The organism is Robiginitalea myxolifaciens (genome assembly GCF_900115205.1).
Lineage (GTDB): Bacteria > Bacteroidota > Bacteroidia > Flavobacteriales > Flavobacteriaceae > Robiginitalea > Robiginitalea myxolifaciens.
This window is the reverse complement of record NZ_FOYQ01000001.1, coordinates 764,795-789,074: the sequence shown is the minus strand read 5'-3', so window position 1 is coordinate 789,074 and position 24,280 is coordinate 764,795. Positions and strand designations below refer to the sequence as shown.

At 49.3% G+C, this 24,280-nt stretch carries 23 protein-coding genes and 1 tRNA gene; 17 read left to right on the top strand and 7 right to left on the bottom strand.

The annotated features are described in order from the left end of the window. Positions 1–66: 66 nt before the first annotated feature. Together BM318_RS03460 and odhB are read left to right on the top strand one after the other, a co-directional pair. Positions 67–2,886, top strand: a complete 2,820-nt coding sequence (locus BM318_RS03460; protein ID WP_092980701.1) for a 2-oxoglutarate dehydrogenase E1 component — start codon at positions 67–69, stop codon at positions 2,884–2,886. 57 nt (positions 2,887–2,943) lie between these two features. After that, entirely contained in the window at positions 2,944–4,179 is a 1,236-nt protein-coding gene (gene odhB / locus BM318_RS03455; RefSeq protein ID WP_092980700.1) for a 2-oxoglutarate dehydrogenase complex dihydrolipoyllysine-residue succinyltransferase, read from the top strand. A 13-nt stretch (positions 4,180–4,192) separates the two neighbouring features. Here the strand turns inward: odhB and BM318_RS03450 are convergent, their stop codons facing one another. Beyond that, positions 4,193–4,648 carry a retropepsin-like aspartic protease gene (locus BM318_RS03450; protein WP_092980698.1) on the bottom strand — a complete coding sequence of 152 codons (456 nt, stop codon included), beginning with the start codon at positions 4,646–4,648 and terminating at the stop codon, positions 4,193–4,195. Positions 4,649–4,689: 41 nt separating this feature from the next. Here BM318_RS03450 and BM318_RS03445 point away from each other — a divergent pair, with 41 nt between their 5' ends. The 10 genes from BM318_RS03445 to BM318_RS03400 all read left to right on the top strand — a co-directional run bounded on the left by BM318_RS03445 (position 4,690) and on the right by BM318_RS03400 (position 11,620). After that, positions 4,690–5,475 carry a TatD family hydrolase gene (locus BM318_RS03445; protein WP_092980697.1) on the top strand — a complete coding sequence of 262 codons (786 nt, stop codon included), beginning with the start codon at positions 4,690–4,692 and terminating at the stop codon, positions 5,473–5,475. Beyond that, positions 5,475–6,503, top strand: coding sequence for an asparaginase (locus tag BM318_RS03440; RefSeq protein ID WP_092982051.1), 1,029 nt, complete (start codon positions 5,475–5,477; stop codon positions 6,501–6,503). Before BM318_RS03445 ends, BM318_RS03440 begins: the two co-directional genes overlap by 1 nt. Positions 6,504–6,585: 82 nt before the next feature. Then, positions 6,586–6,672, top strand: a tRNA-Ser gene (locus BM318_RS03435). Positions 6,673–7,232: 560 nt separating this feature from the next. Continuing rightward, on the top strand, positions 7,233–8,003 hold the full coding sequence (locus BM318_RS03430; RefSeq protein ID WP_092980696.1) for a MotA/TolQ/ExbB proton channel family protein: 771 nt from the start codon (positions 7,233–7,235) through the stop codon (positions 8,001–8,003). Between the two features lie 25 nt (positions 8,004–8,028). Then, positions 8,029–8,472 carry a hypothetical protein gene (locus tag BM318_RS03425; protein WP_177218248.1) on the top strand — a complete coding sequence of 148 codons (444 nt, stop codon included), beginning with the start codon at positions 8,029–8,031 and terminating at the stop codon, positions 8,470–8,472. 10 nt (positions 8,473–8,482) lie between these two features. Continuing rightward, positions 8,483–9,091 carry an ExbD/TolR family protein gene (locus BM318_RS03420; RefSeq protein ID WP_092980694.1) on the top strand — a complete coding sequence of 203 codons (609 nt, stop codon included), beginning with the start codon at positions 8,483–8,485 and terminating at the stop codon, positions 9,089–9,091. A gap of 14 nt (positions 9,092–9,105) precedes the next feature. Further along, the gene (locus BM318_RS03415) at positions 9,106–9,588 is read left to right on the top strand and encodes an ExbD/TolR family protein (protein WP_092980693.1); all 483 of its coding nucleotides are present in this window, start codon (positions 9,106–9,108) and stop codon (positions 9,586–9,588) included. 66 nt (positions 9,589–9,654) lie between these two features. Next, entirely contained in the window at positions 9,655–10,377 is a 723-nt protein-coding gene (locus BM318_RS03410; protein WP_092980692.1) for a porin family protein, read from the top strand. Between the two features lie 145 nt (positions 10,378–10,522). Next, positions 10,523–11,122 carry an ExbD/TolR family protein gene (locus tag BM318_RS03405; RefSeq protein ID WP_092980690.1) on the top strand — a complete coding sequence of 200 codons (600 nt, stop codon included), beginning with the start codon at positions 10,523–10,525 and terminating at the stop codon, positions 11,120–11,122. A 21-nt stretch (positions 11,123–11,143) separates the two neighbouring features. Next, positions 11,144–11,620, top strand: a complete 477-nt coding sequence (locus BM318_RS03400) for an ExbD/TolR family protein (RefSeq protein ID WP_092982049.1) — start codon at positions 11,144–11,146, stop codon at positions 11,618–11,620. 8 nt (positions 11,621–11,628) lie between these two features. Here the strand turns inward: BM318_RS03400 and BM318_RS03395 are convergent, their stop codons facing one another. The 6 genes from BM318_RS03395 to pyrH form a co-directional block, all read right to left on the bottom strand. Further along, a complete protein-coding gene (locus tag BM318_RS03395) occupies positions 11,629–12,234 on the bottom strand; it encodes a hypothetical protein (RefSeq protein ID WP_092980688.1) in 606 nt (201 codons plus the stop codon). Beyond that, complete coding sequence (gene rpoN / locus BM318_RS03390; protein WP_092980687.1) at positions 12,234–13,691, bottom strand: RNA polymerase factor sigma-54; 1,458 nt, start codon at positions 13,689–13,691, stop codon at positions 12,234–12,236. The genes BM318_RS03395 and rpoN overlap by 1 nt, the downstream gene beginning before the upstream one ends. A 77-nt stretch (positions 13,692–13,768) precedes the next feature. Continuing rightward, positions 13,769–15,196 (bottom strand): asparagine--tRNA ligase, encoded by a 1,428-nt coding sequence (asnS, locus tag BM318_RS03385; RefSeq protein WP_092980686.1) that lies wholly within the window; start codon positions 15,194–15,196, stop codon positions 13,769–13,771. 69 nt (positions 15,197–15,265) lie between these two features. Next, positions 15,266–17,671 (bottom strand): efflux RND transporter permease subunit, encoded by a 2,406-nt coding sequence (locus BM318_RS03380; protein ID WP_092980684.1) that lies wholly within the window; start codon positions 17,669–17,671, stop codon positions 15,266–15,268. Between the two features lie 61 nt (positions 17,672–17,732). Further along, positions 17,733–18,287, bottom strand: a complete 555-nt coding sequence (gene frr, locus BM318_RS03375) for a ribosome recycling factor (protein ID WP_092980683.1) — start codon at positions 18,285–18,287, stop codon at positions 17,733–17,735. A 4-nt stretch (positions 18,288–18,291) separates the two neighbouring features. Beyond that, complete coding sequence (pyrH, locus tag BM318_RS03370) at positions 18,292–18,999, bottom strand: UMP kinase (RefSeq protein ID WP_092980681.1); 708 nt, start codon at positions 18,997–18,999, stop codon at positions 18,292–18,294. Between the two features lie 99 nt (positions 19,000–19,098). Here pyrH and BM318_RS03365 point away from each other — a divergent pair, with 99 nt between their 5' ends. From BM318_RS03365 to BM318_RS03345, 5 genes are all read left to right on the top strand, one after another. Further along, positions 19,099–20,967 (top strand): M61 family metallopeptidase, encoded by a 1,869-nt coding sequence (locus BM318_RS03365; protein ID WP_092980679.1) that lies wholly within the window; start codon positions 19,099–19,101, stop codon positions 20,965–20,967. 148 nt (positions 20,968–21,115) lie between these two features. After that, positions 21,116–21,667 (top strand): RNA polymerase sigma factor, encoded by a 552-nt coding sequence (locus BM318_RS03360; RefSeq protein ID WP_143099907.1) that lies wholly within the window; start codon positions 21,116–21,118, stop codon positions 21,665–21,667. Between the two features lie 5 nt (positions 21,668–21,672). After that, on the top strand, positions 21,673–22,485 hold the full coding sequence (locus BM318_RS03355) for a HEAT repeat domain-containing protein (RefSeq protein ID WP_218154982.1): 813 nt from the start codon (positions 21,673–21,675) through the stop codon (positions 22,483–22,485). Between the two features lie 42 nt (positions 22,486–22,527). Then, positions 22,528–23,409 (top strand): DUF4097 family beta strand repeat-containing protein, encoded by an 882-nt coding sequence (locus tag BM318_RS03350; protein ID WP_092980673.1) that lies wholly within the window; start codon positions 22,528–22,530, stop codon positions 23,407–23,409. 4 nt (positions 23,410–23,413) lie between these two features. Then, the gene (locus tag BM318_RS03345; RefSeq protein ID WP_143099906.1) at positions 23,414–24,232 is read left to right on the top strand and encodes a DUF4097 family beta strand repeat-containing protein; all 819 of its coding nucleotides are present in this window, start codon (positions 23,414–23,416) and stop codon (positions 24,230–24,232) included. Positions 24,233–24,280: the final 48 nt, after the last annotated feature.

Genomic DNA, 24,280 nt, shown 5'->3' with positions numbered 1-24,280 from the left:
CTAATCCACCGGAATTATTGTATTTTTGATATAATATTCAACCCGAAGGTGAAAGCATAGCTTTTAATGGATAAGTATTCCTTTTTGAACGCGGCGCACACCGCGTATTTTTCGAAACTTTACGATCAGTATCTCAGCCACCCGGATAGCGTGGAGCCGAGCTGGAGGGCTTTTTTCCAAGGCTTCGATTTTGGAACCGAGAGTGCTCTGGAGGAACTGGGTATCGATGCATCCAATGGTGTAGTTCAGCTTGCTGATGGCTCACAGCAGGCCATGCCGGAATCGCTACAGAAGGAATTTATGGTGATCCGACTGATCGACGGTTATCGCTCACGAGGCCACCTTTTTACCAAAACCAATCCGGTTCGGGAACGCCGGACATACACCCCTTCCCTGGATATTTCCAATTTTGGCTTATCCGAAAGCGACCTGGATACGGTATTCAGTGCAGGCGAAATCATCGGGATTGGCGCGGCGTCCCTAAGGGAAATCGTAAACCATTTACAGCGTATTTACTGCGATGCCATTGGGGTGGAATACATGTACATCCGCAAGCCGGAGCGCGTACAGTGGATACAGGACAAACTCAATGTCAACGACAATCACCCGGATTTCAGCCCCGAGCGGAAGAAGCATATTTTACGCAAACTCAACGAAGCGGTAAGTTTTGAAGCCTTCCTCCACACCAAGTACGTTGGGCAAAAACGCTTTTCACTGGAAGGGAATGAATCCCTTATCCCAGCCGTTGACGCCATTGTGGAACGCGCTGCCGAAATGGGCGTGGAGCAATTCGTTATGGGGATGGCCCACAGGGGTCGCCTCAATGTCCTGACCAATATTTTCGGCAAACCCGCCACGGATATTTTCAGTGAATTCGATGGGAAAGACTACGAACAGGAAGTATTTGACGGGGATGTAAAATATCACCTGGGGTGGACTTCACAACGGAAGACGGATTCCGGGAAATCCATCAATATGAATATCGCTCCGAACCCGTCCCACCTCGAAACCGTAGGTGCTGTGGTCGAAGGAATTTCAAGGGCGAAACAAGAATTGCATTGCCCTGACGATTTTTCCAAGGTGCTACCCATTGTAGTACATGGAGATGCTGCTATTGCCGGGCAGGGATTAGCGTACGAGGTTGTGCAAATGGCGTTGCTCGATGGCTACAGAACTGCCGGGACCATACATATCGTAGTGAATAATCAAATCGGATTTACAACGAATTACCTCGATGGGCGATCCTCTACCTACTGTACCGATGTCGGGAAGGTAACCCTGAGTCCGGTGCTGCATATTAACTCCGATGACGCCGAGGCGGTGGTTCATGCCTCCTTGTTTGCCCTGGAGTACCGGATGCGGTTTCAACGCGATGTATTCCTGGATCTGTTGGGTTATCGCAAATACGGTCACAACGAAGGGGACGAGCCCCGGTTTACCCAGCCTAAGCTGTATAAGGCAATTGCCAAACATCAGAATCCCAGGGATATCTATGCGGCCAAGCTCCGGGAGGAAGGCGTGATCGACGACAATTTTGTGGCGCAATTAGAGGCGGATTACAAAGCTTCCCTGGAGGAAGAATTAGAAGACAGCCGGAAAGAAGACAAGACCCGCATCACTCCCTTTATGGAAGATGAGTGGAGCGGATTCGAAAATGCCCGGGAATGGGAGATGATGGAGGCCGTTGATACCTCTGTGGATCCAAAAGCACTGGAAGCTGTGGCTACGGTAATCACCAAACTCCCCGAAGGCAAGAAATTTCTGCGCAAGGTAGAGCGCCTGGTCGAAGACCGGCGGAAGCGCTTTTTTGAAACCGACAACCTGGACTGGGCTATGGGTGAGCTTTTGGCCTATGGGACGCTGTTACAGGAAGGTTTTGATGTTCGAATTTCCGGACAGGATGTGGAAAGGGGAACGTTTTCGCACCGCCATGCTGTGATGAAGGTGGAAGAAAGTGAAGAAGAAGTGCTCTTGCTCAACCACCTTTCCAAAGAACAGGGAGATTTCCAGATTTACAATTCCCTCTTGTCCGAATACGGGGTTGTTGGATTTGAATACGGCTACGCCATGGCCAGCCCGAATACGCTAACCATTTGGGAAGCCCAATTCGGGGATTTCAGCAATGGAGCCCAGATCATGATCGATCAATACATCTCTGCTGCAGAGGACAAATGGAAAACGCAAAATGGCCTGGTACTCCTCCTGCCCCATGGCTATGAAGGACAGGGAGCGGAACACAGCTCGGCACGGATGGAACGCTACCTGCAGTTGTGTGCCCGGGATAATATGTTTGTTGCCGATGTCAGTACCCCGGCCAATTTATTCCACCTGCTGAGGCGGCAAATGAAAGTAAACTATCGCAAGCCGCTAATTGTATTTACACCCAAGAGCCTGTTGAGACATCCCAAATGCGTTTCGACAGTTTCCGAGTTGGCCTCAGGGAAATTCCAGGAGCTTATCGATGACGATAGTGTTAAGACCAATAAGGTTAAGTCGCTCGTATTTTGTACCGGTAAATTTTATTACGACCTCCTGGCAGCCCGGGAAGAATTGGGTCGGGAAGATGTTGCGCTGGTAAGGCTGGAACAGTTATTTCCACTTCCGGCTAAACAGATGCAGGAAACCATTGAGAAATACGCCAATGCCGAAGAAGTTGTATGGGCTCAGGAAGAACCCCGCAACATGGGAGCCTGGAGTCACTTGCTAATGCATTTCCCCGGAGCTTCGGAATTCCGCGTAGCTTCCAGAAGATTCTACGCTTCCCCTGCGGCTGGAAGTGCGGTGCGTTCGCGCATGCGCCACCAACAGGTGATCGACTATGTCTTTGACAAGTCCAAAAACAATCAAACAAGGCCTCAGTCAAAAGCTGAAGCGGCGAAAAAATAACAAAGGGTGCCGGCAAGGGCCCCAGAAAACAGACGAAAGTTTAGTAAATAGCGACCCATGATTCTAGAAATGAAAGTCCCTTCCCCGGGAGAATCTATTACTGAAGTTGAAATTGCCCAATGGCTGGTGCAGGACGGTGATTATGTCGAGAAGGACCAGGCCATCGCTGAGGTAGATTCAGACAAGGCGACCCTGGAATTGCCCGCTGAGGAAAGTGGGGTAATTACCCTGAAAGCCGAAGAAGGCGATGCCGTTGCTGTGGGCGAAGTGGTTTGCCTGATCGATACCGATGCCGAAAAACCGGGCGGGGGAGAAACCGAAAAGAAAGAATCAAAAGCAGCCGAGAAGAAAGAGAAGCCAGCTGAAGAACCGGCACCCGAACCTGAGAAAAAGGAATCCGAGGCTAAAACCACCTATGCCTCCGGTACGCCTTCTCCTGCGGCTAAGAAAATCCTGGACGAAAAAGGAATAGATCCCGCATCGGTTAGCGGCAGCGGCAAGGATGGACGCATCCTGAAAGAAGATGCGATGAATGCGGTTCCTTCTATGGGAAGTCCGGGCAGTGGCTCTCGCGGACAACAACGCTCCAAGCTGTCGATGTTACGCCGGAAGGTAGCCGAACGCCTTGTGGCAGCCAAAAATGAAACAGCCATGCTGACCACCTTCAACGAGGTCGACATGTCTGCCGTATTTGAATTGCGCAGCCAGCACAAAGAGGCTTTTAAAGAAAAGCACGGGGTTGGACTAGGATTTATGTCCTTCTTTACCAAGGCGGTAATCCGCGCCCTGCAAATGTATCCGGCGGTCAACTCCATGATCGACGGCAAGGAAATGATTACCTACGATTTTTGCGATATCAGTATAGCAGTTTCCGGACCCAAAGGCCTTATGGTTCCCGTGATTCGCAATGCGGAGAACCTGAGTTTCCGCGGTATTGAAGCAGAGGTAAAACGCCTGGCGCTCCGAGCGCGTGACGGGCAGATTACCGTAGACGAAATGACCGGAGGAACCTTTACGATTTCCAACGGAGGCGTCTTTGGTTCCATGCTTTCCACCCCGATCATCAACCCACCGCAAAGTGGTATCCTTGGGATGCACAATATCGTAGAACGGGCGATTGTCCGTGATGGCGCTATAGCCATTGCGCCAGTTATGTATGTAGCCCTGTCATACGACCACCGTATTATCGATGGTAAGGAATCAGTAGGATTCCTGGTTGCGGTAAAAGAAGGTATTGAAAACCCGGTGGAGCATCTGATGGATGGCGACTTGAAGAAAGCGCTTGAGCTATAACTGGTTTCCGGCCTTATAATTCGCTATCGGACTCGGTAGATTTCAGGTAAAGCGCATCTTCCCCGTAATCGATGATACCTGCGGCCATCCTCAGGACATCGGCACCGATAATCCCATCGACCGGTTGCTCGTCCTGACCGGTTAGCGCCGTGTTCACATGACTCAGATCAAGGAGAATAATCTTTAAGCCTTCGCACTGCCAATCGCCAATGCGTAACATATTGTTTTCCGAAATGCGCGTATCCATTTCTGTGGCTCCGGCACCAGCTGCTTTGAGTTCGGTTTCTTCCTCCTGCATCTCAAAATGCAAAGCAGCATCCATGCCAACGCAGGTGCCTGAGGCTCCGGTGTCCAGTATAAACAGTCCCTCCTTATTATTGAGGGTCGCTTGGAGCGCGAGATGATCCGTTCCGGTCGGTTCCAGGGGTATCCGGATATATCCGGTTTTTTCGAGCAGGTTTTTGAGCACTGAGCTGAGGCTTTTGACAAAGATAGTCCTATTTTTACCCCATGTTAATCGACACCCACAACCATCTCTATGTCGAGGCTTTTGATGAGGACCGCGAGGAAGTCATAGCACGAGCCCTGTCGGCTGGAGTCGATTATTTTTGCCTCCCCGCAATTGATTCGCAGTATACCGCCGCCATGCGTGAATTACAACGGGCGTATCCGGATCGCATTAGCCTGATGGCCGGCTTACATCCAACCCACGTCCAGGATAACTGGGAGGAGGAACTCGAACATGTTCGTCGGGAACTCCAGGCGGGAGGCTACCAGGCAGTTGGTGAAATAGGCATCGATCTTTACTGGGATAAAACCCGGCTGGCCGAGCAACAGCAGGCCTTTCGGATTCAGATAGGATGGGCCAGGGAATTCGGGCTTCCAATCGTAATTCATTGTCGGGACGCCTTTGACCCGATTTTTGAGATTTTGGAGGAGGAAAAGGGTCCGGAACTCTTTGGGATCTTCCATTGTTTTACCGGGACAAAGGAGCAGGCCAACCGGGCCATTGCCCTTGGCATGAAATTGGGAATAGGAGGAGTCGCTACCTTCAAGAATGGTAAAATCGATCAGTTCCTCGATCAGATTCCCCTGGAACATATTGTACTGGAAACCGACGCGCCCTATCTGGCACCAACACCCTTCCGGGGCAAAAGAAATGAACCGGCTTACCTGATTCAGGTTCGGGATCGCCTTGCGGAAATCTACCAGAAAGATCCTTCGGGGATAGACCGTATTACTTCTGAGAATGCCCGGAATGTTTTTAACCTGGATGTAAGCGCATTTTCGCAATGATGGCAGCACAACCCCGCATATTATTGATATATACCGGAGGGACCATCGGTATGATGAGGGAATACCAGAGCGGTAGTCTGAAGGCTTTCGACTTCAATCGCCTGGTACAGCAAATCCCCGAGCTCTATCAGCTGGAATGTTCCATCGATTCCGTATCCTTTTCCAAGCCGCTGGATTCGTCCAATATGGACATCCCGCATTGGGTTCGGCTGGCAGAGATTATCGGGGAACAATATGCCACCTACGACGGATTCGTGGTGCTGCACGGCAGCGATACGATGAGCTATACGGCCTCGGCCCTTAGTTTTATTCTGGAGAATTTGAACAAGCCCGTGATTTTAACGGGATCCCAGTTGCCTATTGGAGACCTGCGGACAGATGCCAAGGAAAACCTGATTACCTCTATTCAACTGGCGGCATTGCGCGATAATAATCGGGCCACAATCCGGGAAGTATGTTTGTACTTCGATTACAAATTGTATCGCGGAAACCGCACCACTAAAATGAATACCGAACACTTTGAGGCGTTCGATACCCCGAATTATCCCGCCCTTGCGATTTCCGGGGTTCATCTTAACGTGCGCCGTGAGTTTCTCTGGCCGGGGGAGGCCCGAAAGAAGTTGGTGGTCCACACCAAGATGGATAATCGCATCGGGATTTTAAAACTCTTTCCCGGACTCAATCGCGGCTGGGTGGAAGCCTTGTTGGCCAGCCCGGACCTGCACGGATTGGTTCTTGAAACCTTTGGAGCTGGAAATGCCCCGACATCGCCCTGGCTAATCAGTTCTTTAAAGCAAGCGGTCCACCGCGGGGTCCAGATTGTAAATGTTACCCAATGCGGAGGCGGGAGTGTGATGATGGGACATTATGAAACCAGTGTTGAGCTGGCAGCCATCCCGCTAATCGACGGACGCGATATCACTACAGAAGCGGCGCTAGCCAAACTGATGTATCTCCTTGGCGCAGGCGTGAGTCCGGCGTCCTTCAAGACCATTTTTGAAACTTCCCTGCGGGGGGAAATGTCCTGAAATTTAGCGGCTACAAAATTTTATTCCCGGGTATTTTTTTCGTTAATTTGCCAACCTGTTTTGGCAGCCCCTGGCTGCAACTAGAGAGGTGGCCGAGTGGTTTAAGGCGCACGCCTGGAAAGCGTGTTTCCGCGAGAGCGGATCGAGGGTTCGAATCCCTTCCTCTCTGCACAAAAGGAAAGCATCGCCGCAATAGCGGCGACATTCTAAAATTTAAAAGGCCGTCGGAAGCTCGCTTCTGGACGGCCTTTGATTTTAGAATAAGCGAGCAGCGATGCTGCGCGCTGCTTTCTATGCTTGTCCGGCACCTGAAAGAGGTGCAGGGATCAGCGACTGCGAATGCAGGAGCTAATCCTGGCGAAGCCAGATCGCTGCTTTCTATGCTTGTTCCGCACCTGAAATTGCCAGCGCACCAGCTGGCTCCTCACTAAAAAACCTCCACTGGAGGTTTTTTGGTCGTTCGGCCCGGGATCAGCGCAGCTAATCCCCTTAAACTTCGATCTGAATACACCAACTTCCAAGGCGGTTGCGAATCCATGTAAAACAAACTTGCGCCTTTCCTACTTTTTGCATACTTTTCAACCCTTGCCCGTTTTGGGAAAGGAATTCTTTTAAAATCGCCCAATCTTTTGGAAATATCAGGGTTTCGGGCGGTTACATTTAATTTTTTAGTTTTAATTTTTTTTTATCTTTAGCCTCAATAACTAATCTAAATTTAAGTTTGAAAAAATGAAAAAATTATTCTCAATCCTGGCTGTGGCTGGGCTATTTGTCCTCGGTACAAATACGGTAAGCGCGAAGGCGCCAGCATTGGTTTCAAGCACAGTATCAACCGCAATGGTTATGCTTCAAGATGACGCTGCTGCTGACAGAGGATTCACCCAGGTACTCAAGGAACAGTTTATCCAGGGTGGAGCCGGATTTATGGGAATTGTACTCCTGTGTTTGATTTTAGGTCTGGCGGTAGCCATTGAGCGTATTATTTACCTTAATATGGCCAGCACCAATTCTGGTAAACTCAAGCAACAAGTTGAAGATGCACTTGCTTCCGGTGGAGTAGAAGCCGCTAAAGAAGTATGTCGTAACACTAAAGGCCCCGTTGCCTCCATCTATTATCAAGGTCTGGACCGGGCTGGAGAAAGCATCGAGTCTGCTGAAAAAGCCGTTGTTGCTTACGGAGGAGTTCAAATGGGACAACTCGAGAAGAATGTGAGCTGGTTATCCCTCTTTATCGCGATTGCGCCCATGCTTGGGTTCATGGGTACGGTAATTGGTATGATCCAGGCATTCCAGAAAATTAGTGCAGTAGGTAACCTGAGTGCCTCCCTGATTGCAGGAGATATCCAGGTAGCACTCTTGACCACGGTATTCGGTCTGATTACTGCGATCATCCTGCAAATCTTCTATAACTACATCATTGCGAAAATCGACAGCATCGTTAATGATATGGAAGATTCTTCGATCTCTCTGATCGATATGCTGGTAGATCACAAGAAGTAATTCAGAACGCTTAATACCTTAGAGTATGCACAAGATTGTTAAAATATTATTGGTAGTTCTCGGAGCTATAGCCGCAGTACTGTGGTTCATGCTTCCGGAGAAAGAAGTGCCTACAGCTGAAGCGGTAGCGAGCGGAGCAATGAACGGAATGTTCATTATCACGTATATCCTTCTTGGGATCGCTGTGTTATTCAGTCTGTTGTTCACTTTAAAGAACCTTTTTGCTAATCCTGCAAGCCTCAAAAAGACACTGTTTGTAATAGTAGGATTTTTGATCGTAGTTGCCGTGGCTTATGTCCTTTCAGACGGAGCTGATGGAACTGTAGAGGAAATGGCTAGCAGAGGTGTAGCCACTACTGAAAGCACCGTTAAGAAAATCGGTGCCGGGTTGAATGTATTCTTTATCCTAACCCTCATTGCCGTGGGATCCATGCTGTGGGGCGGGGTTAAGAAAATGACGAACAAGTAAATAGAAAGTAATGCCTAGAAGAGGAGGACCACCGGAAGTAAACGCAGGATCGATGGCGGATATCGCCTTTCTGCTCCTGATCTTTTTCCTGGTGACCACAACTATTGAGACGGACTCAGGGCTGGACCGTATGCTCCCGCCTATTGAGCCGCCAGAAGAAGATGTGGTGATCAAGCAGAAGAATATCTTTACGGTTAACATCAACAAGAATGGCCAGTTACTGGCAGAAGAAGAATTGATCGACCTGAAAGATTTGAGGGAGGCTGCGATGGCTTTCCTTGACAACGGAGGAGACGGAACTTGTAATTACTGCAAGGGCCGCAAGAATCCGGAATCTTCAGACAATCCTACGAAGGCCATTATTTCACTGAAGAACGACCGGGAAACGAAGTACGCGACTTATATCACCGTCCAGAACGAGTTGGTAGGAGCCTATAACGAACTTCGGAACCGCGAATCGAATCGTTTATACGGAGTGGACTTTACGGAAATGGAAGCGGAGTATCTGAATCCGGAAACGGATCAGGCAATCCGGGATGAGCTCAAAGAAAAAGTTGAGCGCATCCAGGGGTTGTTTCCTCAGAAGCTATCCGAAGCCGAAACGTCAACTTCCAACTAAAAGCATAAACGAATATGGCCAAGTTTAATAAGAAAAAAGACGGAGACGTCCCTGCGGTATCTACGGCATCATTGCCCGACATCGTTTTCATGCTGTTATTCTTCTTTATGACGGTAACAACCATGAAGGATAGTTCGATCATGGTTGAGAATACCCTGCCGAATGCTACCGAGACCAAGAAGCTGGAAAAAAAGGACAGGGTAATCTACATCTATGTAGGGAAACCAACGAGCCAGTACACCAGCACCTTTGGTTCGGAGCCAAAGATTCAGCTAAATGATAAGTTTGCTGATGTAGGGGATGTAGGAGATTTTATCCTGCAGGAGCGCGCTGCAAAACCACAGGAACTGCAGAACGTTCTGACGACTGCCTTAAAGGTAGACCGGGATGCTAACATGGGTCTGATATCCGATATCAAGCAAGAACTGCGTAAGGTAAATGCCCTTAAAGTGAATTATACCACTACGGACGGGGATGCCTTTGCGAACCTGCAGTAGCAGATTCATTACTTAAGTTAGATCAGTATAAAACGCTTCAGTTTCTGAAGCGTTTTTTTATATCTTATGAATGTGAGAATCTCAATTTTTCTATTCCTCCTGCTTGTGGGCGGCCTCAATCTGGCGATTTCTCAGGATGTTCCTGTTGAAGGAGATTCCTCGCCGGATCTGCGCTACCGCGAGGATCAAATTTACCTTGGGCTCACCTACAATTTAATCCTGGACAAGCCGGATGGGTTTAGCCAAAGTAATTTCTCCTATGGCCTTAACGTGGGTGTTATCCGGGATATGCCCATCAATAGGGATCGCACACTTGCCCTGGGAATAGGCCTGGGCTATGCTGTGAACTCTTATTATTCCAATCTTTGGGCGGATTCCAATGCAGCCATGGCCACGGCAGAAACCCCCGCATACACGTTTATCAGGAACCGGTCCTTTTACAATCGGAATAAACTGGAGATGCACCTAATAGAAGTTCCCCTTGAAATCCGATGGCGTAATTCTACTCCGGATACATTTAAATTCTGGAGGATTTATGGAGGCGTAAAGTTTGGCTATGCTTTTGCCAACCGTTCCAAAATAATAACGGATGATTTCCGGGATACCTTTTACAACCAGCAGGTAGAACGCTTCCGCTACGGACTAACCTTAAATGTGGGCTATAATACCTTTAATCTGCACGCCTATTATGGCCTCAATGCCCTCTTCCAGGACGGAACCCAGACCAGTGATGGCACCTCTCTTGAAATGGCGCCCTTACGTTTGGGATTGACGTTCTATATTCTTTAGGATTACTTCGCAATAGGTCTTTTTATTTCAGTGACACTCAATAAGCTTCCCTGATCCGTCGGGTTCCCTCATCGAAATCGCTGACTCACGCATTCCCCGTTTACTTCCTCTTGTTCGCCTGCTATTTTGAGGAAAAATTCAGGATATGCGAAACAGAGCGAATACGGAGGTGAACGCGGGATCAATGGCAGACATCGCTTTTTTACTCCTTATCTTTTTTTTGGTGACTACTACCATTGAAACCGATGCCGGTATCGATCGGTTGCTGCCTCGGATAGACGATACCAGTACCATAGTGGTGCGCCAGCGCAACATTCTAACAGTAAATATCAACAACTCCGGGGCCTTACTCGTAGAAGAAGAGCTCCTGCCACTCGAGGAATTGAAGGATGTCGTAATCGCTTTCCTGGACAATGGGGGCGACGGTAGCTGTGATTATTGCAAGGGGAACAGGGAAGAAACATCTTCGGACAATCCCAATATTGCGATAGTATCCCTGAGGAGCGACCGGCAAACCGCCTATGCCGATTACATAGCCGTCCAGAACGAAATTACCGCGGGTTATAATACGCTGCGCAACCGGGAAGCCCAGCGCTTGTTTGGAAGCGATTACACGGCCTTGGAGCAGGATTATTTGAACCCACAGACCGGGCCCCTGCAAAAGGAACAGCTCAAAGCGCAGATCTTACAAATCCAGGAGCTTTTCCCCCTGAACCTTTCGGAGGCCGAAACAGCATCTGAATAGCACTAATAAATTTAAATGATCATGATACGATTCAAAGCAAGAAGTTCTGCAAGCCTTCCCCCGGTATCTACAGCATCCCTACCGGATATTGTATTTATGCTGTTGTTTTTCTTTATGACGGTGACCACGATTCAAGAGAAGGACCTTAAGGTGCTAAATCAGCTCCCCGATGCTACTGAAATTAAAAAGTTGGAGAAGAAGGACCGCTTGATTTACATCCACATCGGTCCACCGGAACAACAGTATCGTTCGGTTTACGGCACTGAACCGCAAATCCAATTAGACGATTCCTTTGCCCGGGTCAGTGATATCGGTCCGTATGTGCTCCAGAAAAGAGAAGCGCTACCCGCAGAACTCCGGTCTCTGGTAACTGTGGTGCTCAAGGTAGACGAAAAGGCCGGGATGGGCCTTATAAACGATGTGAAGCAGGAATTGCGCAAGGTCAATGCCCTGAAGATTAATTACGCTACGATTGAGAAAGCTGCGCAAGGGGACTAAGGGGAAAGCTACACCCAGAAGCGAATCAGCAGGAGTTGAGAAACCAGGCCAATTAGCAAGCCTGTAAATACCCCCGCCCTTCCGTGTATCTTCAGGTAAAGACGTGCCATAGCGACGAGTCCGCAGGCCAGGGTACAAAGGCTTATGGCTACAACGATATTTTTCTCAAAGTGAATGCTCAGGGCAACCATAAAAGCGAGCAGGCTACCCATGCCTACCATGTGCAGGCTAACGATCTTTCGCGTTAGGGCCAGCAATAAGCAGGCTGCCACAGCAATGGTCAGACCGAGAATATAAAAATAGAGTTCCGGGGTATAGTTGTTGGGGATTACCTGCAACAACACCATAAGCAAGAGCACAAGCCCTACCAGTAACGGGTATACCCGCTCATCAGGATTTTTCATCTGCGCTGATCGGATCAGCCCCAGGTTCTGCAGGATGATCATACTGATAAGGGGAATGATTGCGGTAAGGATAAAAATGGGGAGGATATTGGCGCGCTGCAGGTCCGGGGGACTGTATTTGGGCGTTACCTGAAAATAAAAGAAGGCCCCGAAGGCTGGAATCAGCAGGGGATGGGCAATCAAACCGATTAACTGACTTAAGATGCGCATCAGATTTCTTTGCGGAGCCGGGCCACCGGGATTCCCAATTGCTCCCGATATTTGGCCACGGTGCGCCGCGCTATCGGGTAGCCTTTGTCTTTCAGGATCTTGGCCAGGCGGTCGTCGGTAAGCGGCTTTTTCTTGTTTTCCTCCGCCACTACCGTTTCCAGGATTTTCTTAATCTCCTTGGTACTGACGTCTTCCCCCTGCTCGTTCTTAACTGCTTCCGAGAAGTAATCCTTGATCAAACGGGTGCCATAGGGCGTATCTACATACTTACTGTTCGCCACCCGGCTAACGGTAGATACGTCCATGTTGATTCGGTCGGCAATATCCTTGAGGATCATTGGTTTCAAATTTCGTTCGTCCCCGGTCATGAAGTATTCCTGCTGGTAATCCATGATAGCACTCATGGTTACAAACAGGGTTTGTTGCCGCTGCCGGATGGCATCGATAAACCATTTGGCCGCATCGAGTTTCTGCTTGATGAACAATACGGCATCCTTCTGTTCCTTGGATTTGTCCTTGGCGTTCTTATAGCCCGCCAGCATCTGGGAATATTCCCGGCTCACGTGGAGCTCAGGGGCATTGCGCCCGTTTAGGCTCAATTCCAGTTCCCCGTCGACAATGCGGATGGAAAAGTCGGGCACGACATGCTCAACAATTTTGTTTCCCCCGGAGTACGAACCCCCTGGCTTGGGATTCAATTTCTCTATTTCCCCGATAGCATCCTTGAGTTCTTCCTCATTGAGATCGTGTCTTTGCAGGAGCTTCTGAAAGTGCTTCTTGGAAAAGTGGTCAAAGGATTTTTCCAAAATGCTAATCGCCTGTTCAACGGAAGGAGTAGGCTCTTTGCGCCGAAGTTGAATCAACAAACATTCCTCCAGAGAGCGGGCGCCAACCCCTGGGGGGTCTAATTGCTGAACCTTTTCCAGGACTTCGAGGATGGTCTTTTCGTCCGTAAAAACACTTTGGGTGAAGGCCAGGTCGTCCATGATATCGGAAATCGAACGGCGGATATAGCCGCTTTCATCGATACTCCCAACCAGAAATTCCGCGATGGTCCATTGCTCATCGTCGAGATATTCGGTATTGAGCTGGTTCATCAGGTATTGGGTAAAGGAAATACCGGAGGCGTAGGGGACTTGCTTTTCTTCGTCGTCCTGGCTGTAATTACTCGTACGAGTCAGGTAATCGGGGACTTCATCATCGCTTAGGTATTCGTCGATGTTGATGTCGTCGGCCTCGATGCGTTCGTGCTCCTCGGCCCCGTCGTAGGCTTCTGCGTATTCATCCTCCAGGCTCCCGGAATCCTCCTTGCCGGACTCCAGGGCGGGATTTTCCTCCAGTTCCTGCTTCAGACGCTGCTCGAAAGCCTGGGTAGGCAGCTGAATCAGCTTCATCAGCTGAATCTGCTGTGGCGACAGCTTTTGTGAGAGTTTAAACTGAAGGTGTTGTTTTAGCATGAATCCTTTTGGGTACTTAACTCGGGAAAAGGGGTTTTATTTTACCCCGTACCCCTCATAAAAATAAGGAATTCGCCTTAGAATTCGGCGTTCTGCGGCGTACGTGGAAAAGGAATGACATCCCGGATATTCCCCATTCCCGTAGCGAACTGTACCAGGCGTTCAAAGCCCAGGCCAAATCCACTGTGTGGGGCCGTTCCGAATTTACGCAGCTCCAGATACCACCAAAGTTCCTTCTCTTCAATCCCGAGGGCTTCCATCTTTTCTACCAGTACGTCCAGGCGCTCCTCACGTTGTGAACCGCCAACGATTTCCCCGATGCCCGGAAAGAGCACATCCATTGCCCTTACGGTCTTGCCATCCTCATTCAGGCGCATGTAGAAAGCCTTGATCTTGGCAGGATAGTTAAAGAGGATTACCGGGCATTTAAAATGCTTTTCCACCAGGAAGCGTTCGTGCTCGCTCTGCAGGTCGGCACCCCATTCGTCGATTGGGAACTGGAACTTTTTCTTTTTGTTCGGCTTACTGTTGCGAAGGATGTCGATCGCTTCGGTGTAGGTAACCCGCTTAAACGGTTGGTCGGTTACGAAACGCAACTTCTCAATCAAAGGCATTTCGGAACGCTCAGCAGCCGGTTTGGATTTCTCTTCGTCGGCCAGGCGCTTCTCGAGAAACTCCAGGTCTTCCTGGCAGTTTTCCAGTACATACTTCAGTACCTCCTGGATAAAATCTTCGGCCAAATCCATGTTGGCATCCAGGTCGTAGAAGGCCATTTCCGGCTCAATCATCCAAAATTCTGCCAAGTGGCGGGAAGTGTTTGAGTTTTCCGCCCGGAAGGTCGGGCCAAAGGTGTACACCTTACCAAGGCCCATGGCGTAGGATTCTGCCTCCAGTTGCCCGGAAACGGTCAGGTTGGTTTCCTTGCCAAAAAAGTCTTTTTTATAATCCACTTCTCCTGTTTCGTCGAGGGGAGGGGATTTCGGATCCAGGGTGGTAACCCGGAACATCTCTCCAGCACCTTCGGCATCGGATCCCGTGATGATGGGGGCGTGGAAATAGTAAAAGTTGCGGGAGGTAAAGTACTGGTGCACGGCAAAGGACAGGGCTGCCCGGATACGCATAACAGCACTGAAGGTACTGGTACGCACACGCAAATGCGCTTGTTCCCTGAGGAATTCCAGGCTGTGTTTTTTCGGTTGGATGGGATAGGTTTCCGGATCGGCATCCCCTAAGATTTCAAGATCTTTAACCTGGATCTCAACGGATTGCCCGCGACCCTGACTCTCTACCAGGGTACCGGTAACCGCGATCGCAGCCCCTGTGGTAATCCGGCGTAACAGGGCCTCATCCATGCTTTCGAAATCGACCACGCACTGCAGGTTACCCAGACAGGAACCATCGTTAAGGGCGATAAACCGATTGGATCGGAAGGTCCTCACCCAACCTTTAAGCGTTACTTCCTGGAGTAATGGTTTTTGCTTCAGTAGATCTTTTACAGTACTCATTTCCCAACTTAAATGAAAGGGCAAATATAAAGGAATCCAAGGAACACAAGGCAGCTTCCGCCGGTGCAATTATTCCGCCTGAGGAGAATTTTTTGCCGAATCCGAATCGGACAGGATATCGATCTGAGGCTTTTTGAGTACCTGCTTATTGGCGATACTCCGTTCGAGGGAAAGTAGGAGGGAAGGAAGCAGGATCAGGTTGGCCAGCATGGCAAAAAGCAGGGTAGCCGAAACAAGGGCACCAAGGGCTACAGTTCCCCCGAAGCTCGAGATGATAAAGACGGAAAATCCAAAAAACAGCACGATAGAGGTGTAGAACATACTCACTCCGGTTTCCCGTAGCGCTGCGTATACCGATTTTCGGATGCGCCAGTGGTTGGCGCTGAGTTCCTGCCGGTATTTGGCCAGGAAGTGTATGGTGTCGTCTACCGAAATTCCGAAGGCGATACTAAACACCAGGATGGTAGAGGGTTTTATGGGTACGCCCAAAAAGCCCATGACCCCAGCGGTAATTACCAGGGGAAGCAGGTTCGGGACCAGGGAAATGATAATCATCCGGAAGGACCTGAACAGGAAAGCCATCAGCAATGCAATCAGCAGTATGGCCAAAGAGAGGGAAAGTACGAGGTTACGCACCAGGTACTTGGTGCCTTTCAGGAATAACAAGGCCTTTCCGGTCATGGATACCTCGTAACGCTCCTCCGGAAATATCTTGGCGATCTCTGCCTTGAGGTCTTCCTCTATTTCCTCCATGCGCTCGGTAGGCATGTCGCGCATATACGTGGTCATGCGCGCGTATTGCCCGGTAGAATCCACAAAGCTCTCCAGTAGGTTGGAGTTGTCCTGTGATTTCCGCGCCAGATCCAGGATAAAATTACTTTCCTGGGAGGTGGGGAGTTGATAATATTTTGGGATGCCATTGTAAAAGGCCTGCTTGGAGTATTTGACCAGATCTACCACGGAAACCGGACGGGAAAGTTCCGGGGTTTCCTCGATGTAAGTGCCCAACTGGTCCATCCTGCGCAATGTCGCCGGCTTCATGATACCGTTTCGACGTTGGGAATTGATTACGATTTCAACGGGCATGATCCCGTCGAATTCCTGCTCAAAGAAGCGGATATCCTGGAAGAATTCCTCCCCTTTCGGCATATCCTCAATGGGGCTCCCGGATATTCGAATCTGATACATCCCGATGATACTGGCCACCAGGGTGCCAATGGTCACCATATACACCGCGATCCTGTGATTGCGGACAATGCGTTCCATCCAACTCACAAAGGCGTCGATCCACCGTTTGTTCAAATGCTTCAGGTGCTTGGTTTTGGGAAGCGGCATAAAGCTGTACAGGATGGGGATAATCAGCAGGGAGAGAATGAAAATACTCAAGATATTGATCGAGGCGACAATACCGAATTCGGAAAGTAATTGACTATCCGTAATGATGAAAGTGGCAAACCCCGAGGCGGTAGTGACGTTGGTCATCAGGGTGGCATTCCCAATTTTGGAAATAACCCGCTGCAGGGAAAGGGCCTGATTCCCGTGTTTTTTTACTTCCTGTTGGTATTTATTGATCAGGAAGATGCAATTGGGGATTCCGATAACAATGATTACAGGAGGAATCAGGGCAGTTAGGACCGTGATTTCGTATTTGAGTAATCCCAGCGTACCAAAGGCCCACATCACCCCAATAACTACTACACAAATCGAAATAAGTGTAGCCCGGAAGGATCGGAAGAAGAAGAAAAAGATCAGGGAGGTTACCAATAAGGCACCGGCAATGAATATCCCGATCTCGTCGATAATGTTCTGCGAATTCATGGTCCGGATGTACGGCATACCGGATATATGAACGTCCATCCCGGTCTCCTCCTCGAAGTCCGAAACCAGATTCCGCAAATCGTTCAGGACAAAGTCTTTCCGCACCGGGGTATTCACCAGGTCTTTGTCCATGTAGACCACCGTTTGAATGGTCTTACTTTCGGGATTGTATAATAAGCCTTCGTAGAATGGTAAGCGCTCAAAGAGTTCTCCGCTGAGGCTGTCGAGGGTCATCTGGTCGGCAACTGGCCCTTCCAACCAGGGTTGGAGGGCAAAGGCATTCGCAGTAGTGTCCCGAACCAGGCGCCTGAGGTTTTCCGTGGAGACGACCAGATCTACCTCGGGAAAGGCTTCGAGCTGTTTGCTCAGGATGTTCCATTGATTAAAACGTTCCGGGGTAAACAAGGCACTGTCCCGAATGGCCAGGACAACCGCATTACCCTCTTCGCCGAACTGTTTGAGGAATTCCTGATACCCCAGCGTTTCCGGATGGTCGTCGGGGAGTAAGTTGGCCTCTGAGGTGGAAAAACGCATATACTGCCACTGCGTTCCCATAAAGACCGTGATCGCTGCGATCGCCAATAGGATCAGGATGCGATTTCGCAAAATGATCCTGGCGGTACGGGCCCAAAATCCTTGTGTGAGTTTAGCTACCATAGGGTACGGCTGGAAGTTGTCGGGAGTGTTTCACTCCGTTGCATTTGCCCAGCCAAGCCGATCAAACTTTCATGATTTCCGCCTCCTTAACTTCGAGGATGGCGTCGACTTTTTTGGTATAGCTATCGGTAAGTTCCTGAATGTCGATTTCGGCATTTTTTTCGAGGTCCTCCGAAATATCCAACTGCTTTACGTCCTTATTGGCTTCCTGCCGGGCCGAGCGGATACTCACTTTGGCATCTTCGGCTTCGGCCTTAGCCTGCTTGGTGAGTTGAATGCGTCGTTCTTCTGTCAGCGGCGGGACATTGATAATCACCATTTCCCCGTTATTCATGGGGTTGAACCCGAGGTTGGCGTTCATGATGGCCGTTTCTATTTCGGGGATCATGCTCTTTTCCCAGGGCTGCACAGAAATGGTGCGTGCATCAGGAGTATTGACATTGGCTACCTGAGAGAGTGGGGTTTGGCTCCCGTAATATTCCACCATCACAGAAGAGAGCATGGAAGGGCTCGCTTTACCAGCCCGGATTTTGACCAACTCTTTTTCCAGGTGGGCCATAGCTTTTTCCATGGCCTCTTTGGCCGTATCGATTACAAACTGGACTTCTTCGTTCATGCTATTATAAATTGACGACCGTTCCGATATTTTCCCCGGAGACAATCTTCAGTAAATTTCCTTTCTTATTCATATCGAATACCACGATAGGCAGTTCGTTTTCCTGACTGAGCGTAAATGCTGTGGTATCCATTACTTTGAGCCCCCGGCTCAATACATCCTGAAAGCTGATCTGATCGAATTTCGTGGCCGATTTGTCCTTTTCAGGGTCGCTGGTGTAAATGCCATCTACCCGGGTCCCTTTGAGGATAACGTCTGCCTCGATCTCAATGGCTCGGAGCACGGCGGCCGAATCCGTGGTGAAATACGGGTTCCCTGTTCCACCTCCAAAAATAACGACGCGCCCTTTTTCCAGGTGTCGCATGGCCCTGCGCCTGATAAACGGCTCTGCCACTTCGTTGATCTTGATGGCAGATTGCAGACGGGTGTCCAGGCCTTTGTTTTCCAGGGCAGACTGCAGTGCCAGCCCGTTTATAACCGTGGCCAGCATGCCCATATGGTCTCCCTGTACCCGGTCCATGCCATTACTGGCACCGGCAACACCTCGGAAAATATTTCCTCCGCCAATGACAATGGCTACCTGCACACCACGTTGGAGTACCTGCTCAATTTCATCTGCATATAACTCCAGGCGAGCCGGGTCAATTCCATAGTTTCTATCCCCCATAAGGGCTTCCCCGCTAAGCTTCAGGAGTATCCTTTTGTACTGCATTTGAGCCGTCTTGATTCCGCACAAAAATAATCAAAATTAAATTCTAAAATACTGGCCCTTCTGGGGTAAAAGCCCCATTTTTGCTTCAAAACGCATATTATGAAACAGCTTTTTGCGGGCGTATTGACCCTGCTTTTACTTGCGGGTTGCGGGTCCGGGAAGAAATTGGCCGGCGTAACGGAAATTCCAATAAATGTTCAAATAGATTTAACCGCGGTATCCGATGATCAGCTTACCGTCGCTGTGGACCCCGGGGCTTTTCCCGAAGGACCGGTCCGGTTTTCAATCCCGAAAACCGTACCCGGGACGTACAGCGAAGATAATTATGGACGTTATGTAGCATCCCTTACGGCTTACGGATATCAGGGGGAAACCCTGGAAGTAGTCCGTGAAGACGATAACACCTGGCTGTTTAGCAATGGCGCTTTGCTCGATCGTATCTCCTATGTGGTAAATGACAGTTATGACAGCGAGCGCGGTGGAGATCCTGCCCCATTTTCCCCGGCAGGGACCAACATCCTGGAAGGGCAACACTTTATGCTGAATCTCCATGGGTTCGTGGGGTACTTTGGGACCTTAAAAGAAATACCCTATGTAATAGATATCAAGGCTCCTGCAGCGTTGAAACCCGTTACCACACTCCCGGTAGTCCACACGGAATCCGGCAACTACCAATTCAATGCAGGTCGCTATTTTGACGTTATCGACAACCCCATGCAATGGGCGAATAGCGACCCGGTTTCCTTTAACGTGGGAGATATCGAAGTAATATTGAGCGTTTATTCTCCCAATGGAGTCTATTCGGCCAATGACCTTAAGCCTTCCATGGAAAAGATGATGCAGGCACAAAAGGCATTCCTGGGGGACATCGATGGAACTAAGCAGTATGCCATCCTGCTTTATCTCTCAACACTCGAGGGGGATGCCATGGGCTTCGGGGCATTGGAACACCATACTTCAACGGTAGTTGTACTCCCGGAACAGATGCCCAAAGACCAGTTGGAGCAGACCATGGTCGATGTGGTGAGTCATGAGTTCTTCCACATTGTTACCCCCTTGAATATCCATTCGGAGGAGGTACAGTACTTTGATTACAACGACCCGAAAATGTCCCGTCATCTCTGGATGTACGAGGGCACCACGGAATACTTCGCCAATATCTTTCAGATCCGCGAAGGCCTGATAGACAATGAAGATTTTTACGAAAGGATCGTCGGGAAGATTCAAAATTCCATGCGTTACAACGACAGCCTCTCTTTTACTGAGATGAGCGCGAATGTCCTCGAACCGGAGTATGAGGATGAGTACACGAATGTTTATGAGAAAGGAGCGCTGATTAATATGGCGCTGGATATCCGCCTCCTCCAACTCAGCGACGGAAGCTACGGTGTTCTGGACCTGATGAAGGAGCTGGCAGCAAAATACGATGTGGATACGCCCTTTAAGGACGAAGCCCTTATCGACGAGATTGTGGCCATGACCTATCCTGAGATCGCTACTTTTTTTGAAACCCATGTAGTAGGGGATACGCCTATAGACTACTCGTCCCTGATGGAAGAAGTCGGGTTGAAAATGGGGGAACAGGAAATTTCATCGGGCTACTTTCTGAAAGACCTGGAATCTCAGATTCCTTTTATCGATGTAGACCCGGATAACACAGATATCATCTTTGTTCGCGAAGGGTTCCCGCTAAACACCTTCTTTACCGGATTGGGAGCCCAGGGAGGAGATATTATAAAGAACATCAACGGGACGGACATTACCCTGGAAGCGATTCGCAACGTTATTGGCCAAAGTTTTGGGTGGACCGCCGATACGGATGTTACCATGGTCGTGGAACGCGACGGGGAGCTGCTTACCCTGGAAGGCAAGGCGGGCACGCCGACGGTAATTGAAAAAGGTATTTTTGAAGCTAGTGATGCTTCGGCAGAGGCGATAGCTTTACGAAAAGCCTGGATGGGGAAATAGTTCCGTTTTTGCCAAAGACCAAGGCTGGAATCAAAAGAAAAGCACCGCAATTCGCGGTGCTTTTCTTTTTCCAAAAAGAATTCGCGTATTTTCTGTAACCTTTGACTTTTTGAGAAGTATTACCGGTATAAAAGACGAATAAACCCTCTTGAACGCACCAACCGACATGAGCCTGATGCAGCAAGTGCAAGGCGGCGACCTCAGAAAAATGGGGGTGCTTTACCAACGCTATAATCGCAAGCTGTTCGGATATTTTTATAAGATGAATGGGGACGCCGCCCTGAGTGAGGATCTGGTGCAAAACCTGTTCATTCGGCTCATAGACTATCGCCATACCTTTTCCGGATCGGGATCCTTTGCTTCCTGGGTATTCCGTACTGCAAGAAACCTGCAGTACGACCATTTTAAAGCCAACGGAAAACACCCGGTTAGTTATACCGGGGAACCCTGGCAACTTTCCAAATCTGCTGCAGTGCTTGCGGAAGATGAGGGTGTTCGGGAGGGCCTCATACGCGATTTAAGAAATGCCATGGATTCGCTTCCGGCTGAACAACGCGAAATACTGGTTTTAAGCAAACTACGTGGATTGACGTTTATAGAAATCGCATCCATACTGGATTGCACAGAAGGCGCTGCCAAAGTGCGCGCGCATCGCGCCTTAAAAGCTTTACGCGAGATAATGATCAAAACCGTTGAATAATGGGAATGAAGGAATCTGAATACGAAAAACTGTCCATAGCCTTCTTAAATGGGGAACTCTCAGAGAAGGAAGCACAGGAATTTCAAGCCTTTCTCACCGCCAATCCGGAGAAGGAACAAGAGATTAATGACATGAGGGTGCTGTGGGGACACCTTGAAACGGCGCCCGTACCCGAGGCTTCCCGGCAGGCAATTTCAAACTTTGAGGATGTGCTGGATTCAAGAATACAAGATGAAACGCAGCCCATAGCAATCACACGCGGGAAATCGGGTACAACGGAAATCCCAAATTGGCTGCTGGCCGCCTGTTTGCTCCTCGGCGGATTTTTGTTGGGACGGTATGTCTTCCAGCCCGGCAGCCCTACGGAACCAATGCCGACTCCCGGGGTTGAATTAGTAGACACGAATACGTCCCCCGAAGAATCCGGGTCGGCACCCGATGCCATCCTGACTCTTTTGGAGGAGCCGATAGCCTCACGGCGTTTGCAGGGGGTTAACCAGGTTGCCGAAATGTCTTCGGCCGACGAGCAGGTTATACGGGCTTTACTGCAGACTTTGATCACCGATTCGAACGTGAATGTCCGCCTCGCTGCAGTAGAAGTCTTAAAGGGATATACCGATATTCCTATCGTGAGGGAGGGATTAGTGTCTGCAATTCCCCATCAGGATTCTCCCATGCTCCAGATTACCCTGGCCGCGCTCATGGCAGAAATACAGGAGCAAAGCTCGGTGGCCCCCTTGCGCATAATCATAGAAAAAGAGCAAACAGATTCTATTGTCCGAAGGGCGCTGGAAGAATCTGTAAAACAAATAATCTAAATATCAGTGCCCGGTTTATTCATCAATTTAATTACAACAATCATGAAGTTTTACAAGTTTATCCTCGCCACATGCCTGGTTTTAGCGATCGCTCCGGCAGGGGCACAACAACTGGAAAAACGGGAGGTTATTTCCAGGGAACTCAGCTTTCCATCAGGATCAAATGAACTGGAAGTTTGGAACCTGAACGGCTCTGTTACAGTAGAGGCCTATCCCGGTTCGGTTATCCTGATAGAAGTAGAAAGAATCGTGAAAGCCGAGCAGGCCTCCAACCTGGAAGCCGGATTTGCTGAAATTGATTTCGAGGCTACCCGACTCGGAGATAAGGCTGTTGTCCGTATGACAGGTCCCTGTGTAAAATGGGGTAGTGAAAGCGAGAACCCCTGGGATTTAGATCCCCAGGAGCGAAAGGAATGTAATCGGGATCGCGGATATAGTTATATCCAAAATTTCCGGGTAAAGGTACCGCAAGCAACAAATCTAAAAGTCTCAACTGTTAACCAGGGGGAAGTTATGGTTCGCGGATTGCGAGGAGCAACGCTCCAGGCCGGGAATGTCAATGGGGGGATTACCCTGGAGGACGTAACCGGCAAGACCAAGGTAAATGCCATCAATGGAGCAGTGAAGATCTCTTACCATGCCAATCCGGACAAAGGATCCAGTTTCTATTCACTCAATGGGGACGTCACCGTTCAGTTCCGGGAAGATTTATCTGCGGAGATAGGATTTGAATCCATGAATGGGGAAATCTATACGGACTTCGAGATAAGAGACCAGTATACGCGAACGGAAACCGAAGATCGTGGGAAGAACAAAAAGGGGCGCTACAAATATGTAGCCAAGCCGGTTATACGTATTGGATCAGGAGCGGTAATGCATGAGTTCGAAACGCTCAATGGTAATGTTTATGTCAAAAAAATATAGCGCTATGAAACGCATTATAATGATCACTATAGTTGGCCTTGTCATTGGAATGAATCCCTTGTTGGCCCAACAACAATCAGAGTTATTTGAAATTGCCCTGAGCAGGCCTTCCGAGTCCGGCCAATTGGTCTTGCAACAAATCGAGGGATCAATCCGGGTATCGGGTTACGATGGAAATACCGTAAAGGTAAAGGCTACCTTTGGCTCAGAAACCGATAAAAAAACCGGAGAACCCGTAAAAGACGGGATGAGAAAAATAGCCACTACTTCCGGCAAGGTAACCGGGGAGGAATCCAACAATACGGTCTACATCAGAAACAAAGGCTGGAACAAAATTGTAGACTTTGATATTCAGGTGCCGCGTAATTTTTCGTTAAAGCTGAAGACGGTCAACAACGGTGAAATTGAGGTAAGTAATCTCAGTGGGAGTTTTGAACTCAGCAATGTTAATGGCTCCATATCCCTTAGTAAGGTGAGCGGGGCAGTGACTGCCGACTCGATTAATGGAGATATTACAGTGGATTTTATGGGTGTAGACCCGAACGCCAGTATGGCATTCAGCAGCCTGAACGGTCATCTGGACGTTACCTTTCCTTCGCGTTTGAATGCCCGGGTCAAGGCACGTTCTGATTGGGGCGATGTCTTTACCGATTTTGAGATCGCTATTGAGGAAAGTCAGACGGTTACCTCAAGCAAACAGTCCGATGGTTCGGTAAAGGTCGAAGTCTCTGATTGGGTTATCGGCGCAATAGGCAATGGCGGACCACAGTACCTGTTTAAAACATACAATGGAAATGTCTACATCCGCCAGGCATCGCGCTGAATATGCATTTTCTGAATAAAAAAAGCCACCCAAATCGGGTGGCTTTCT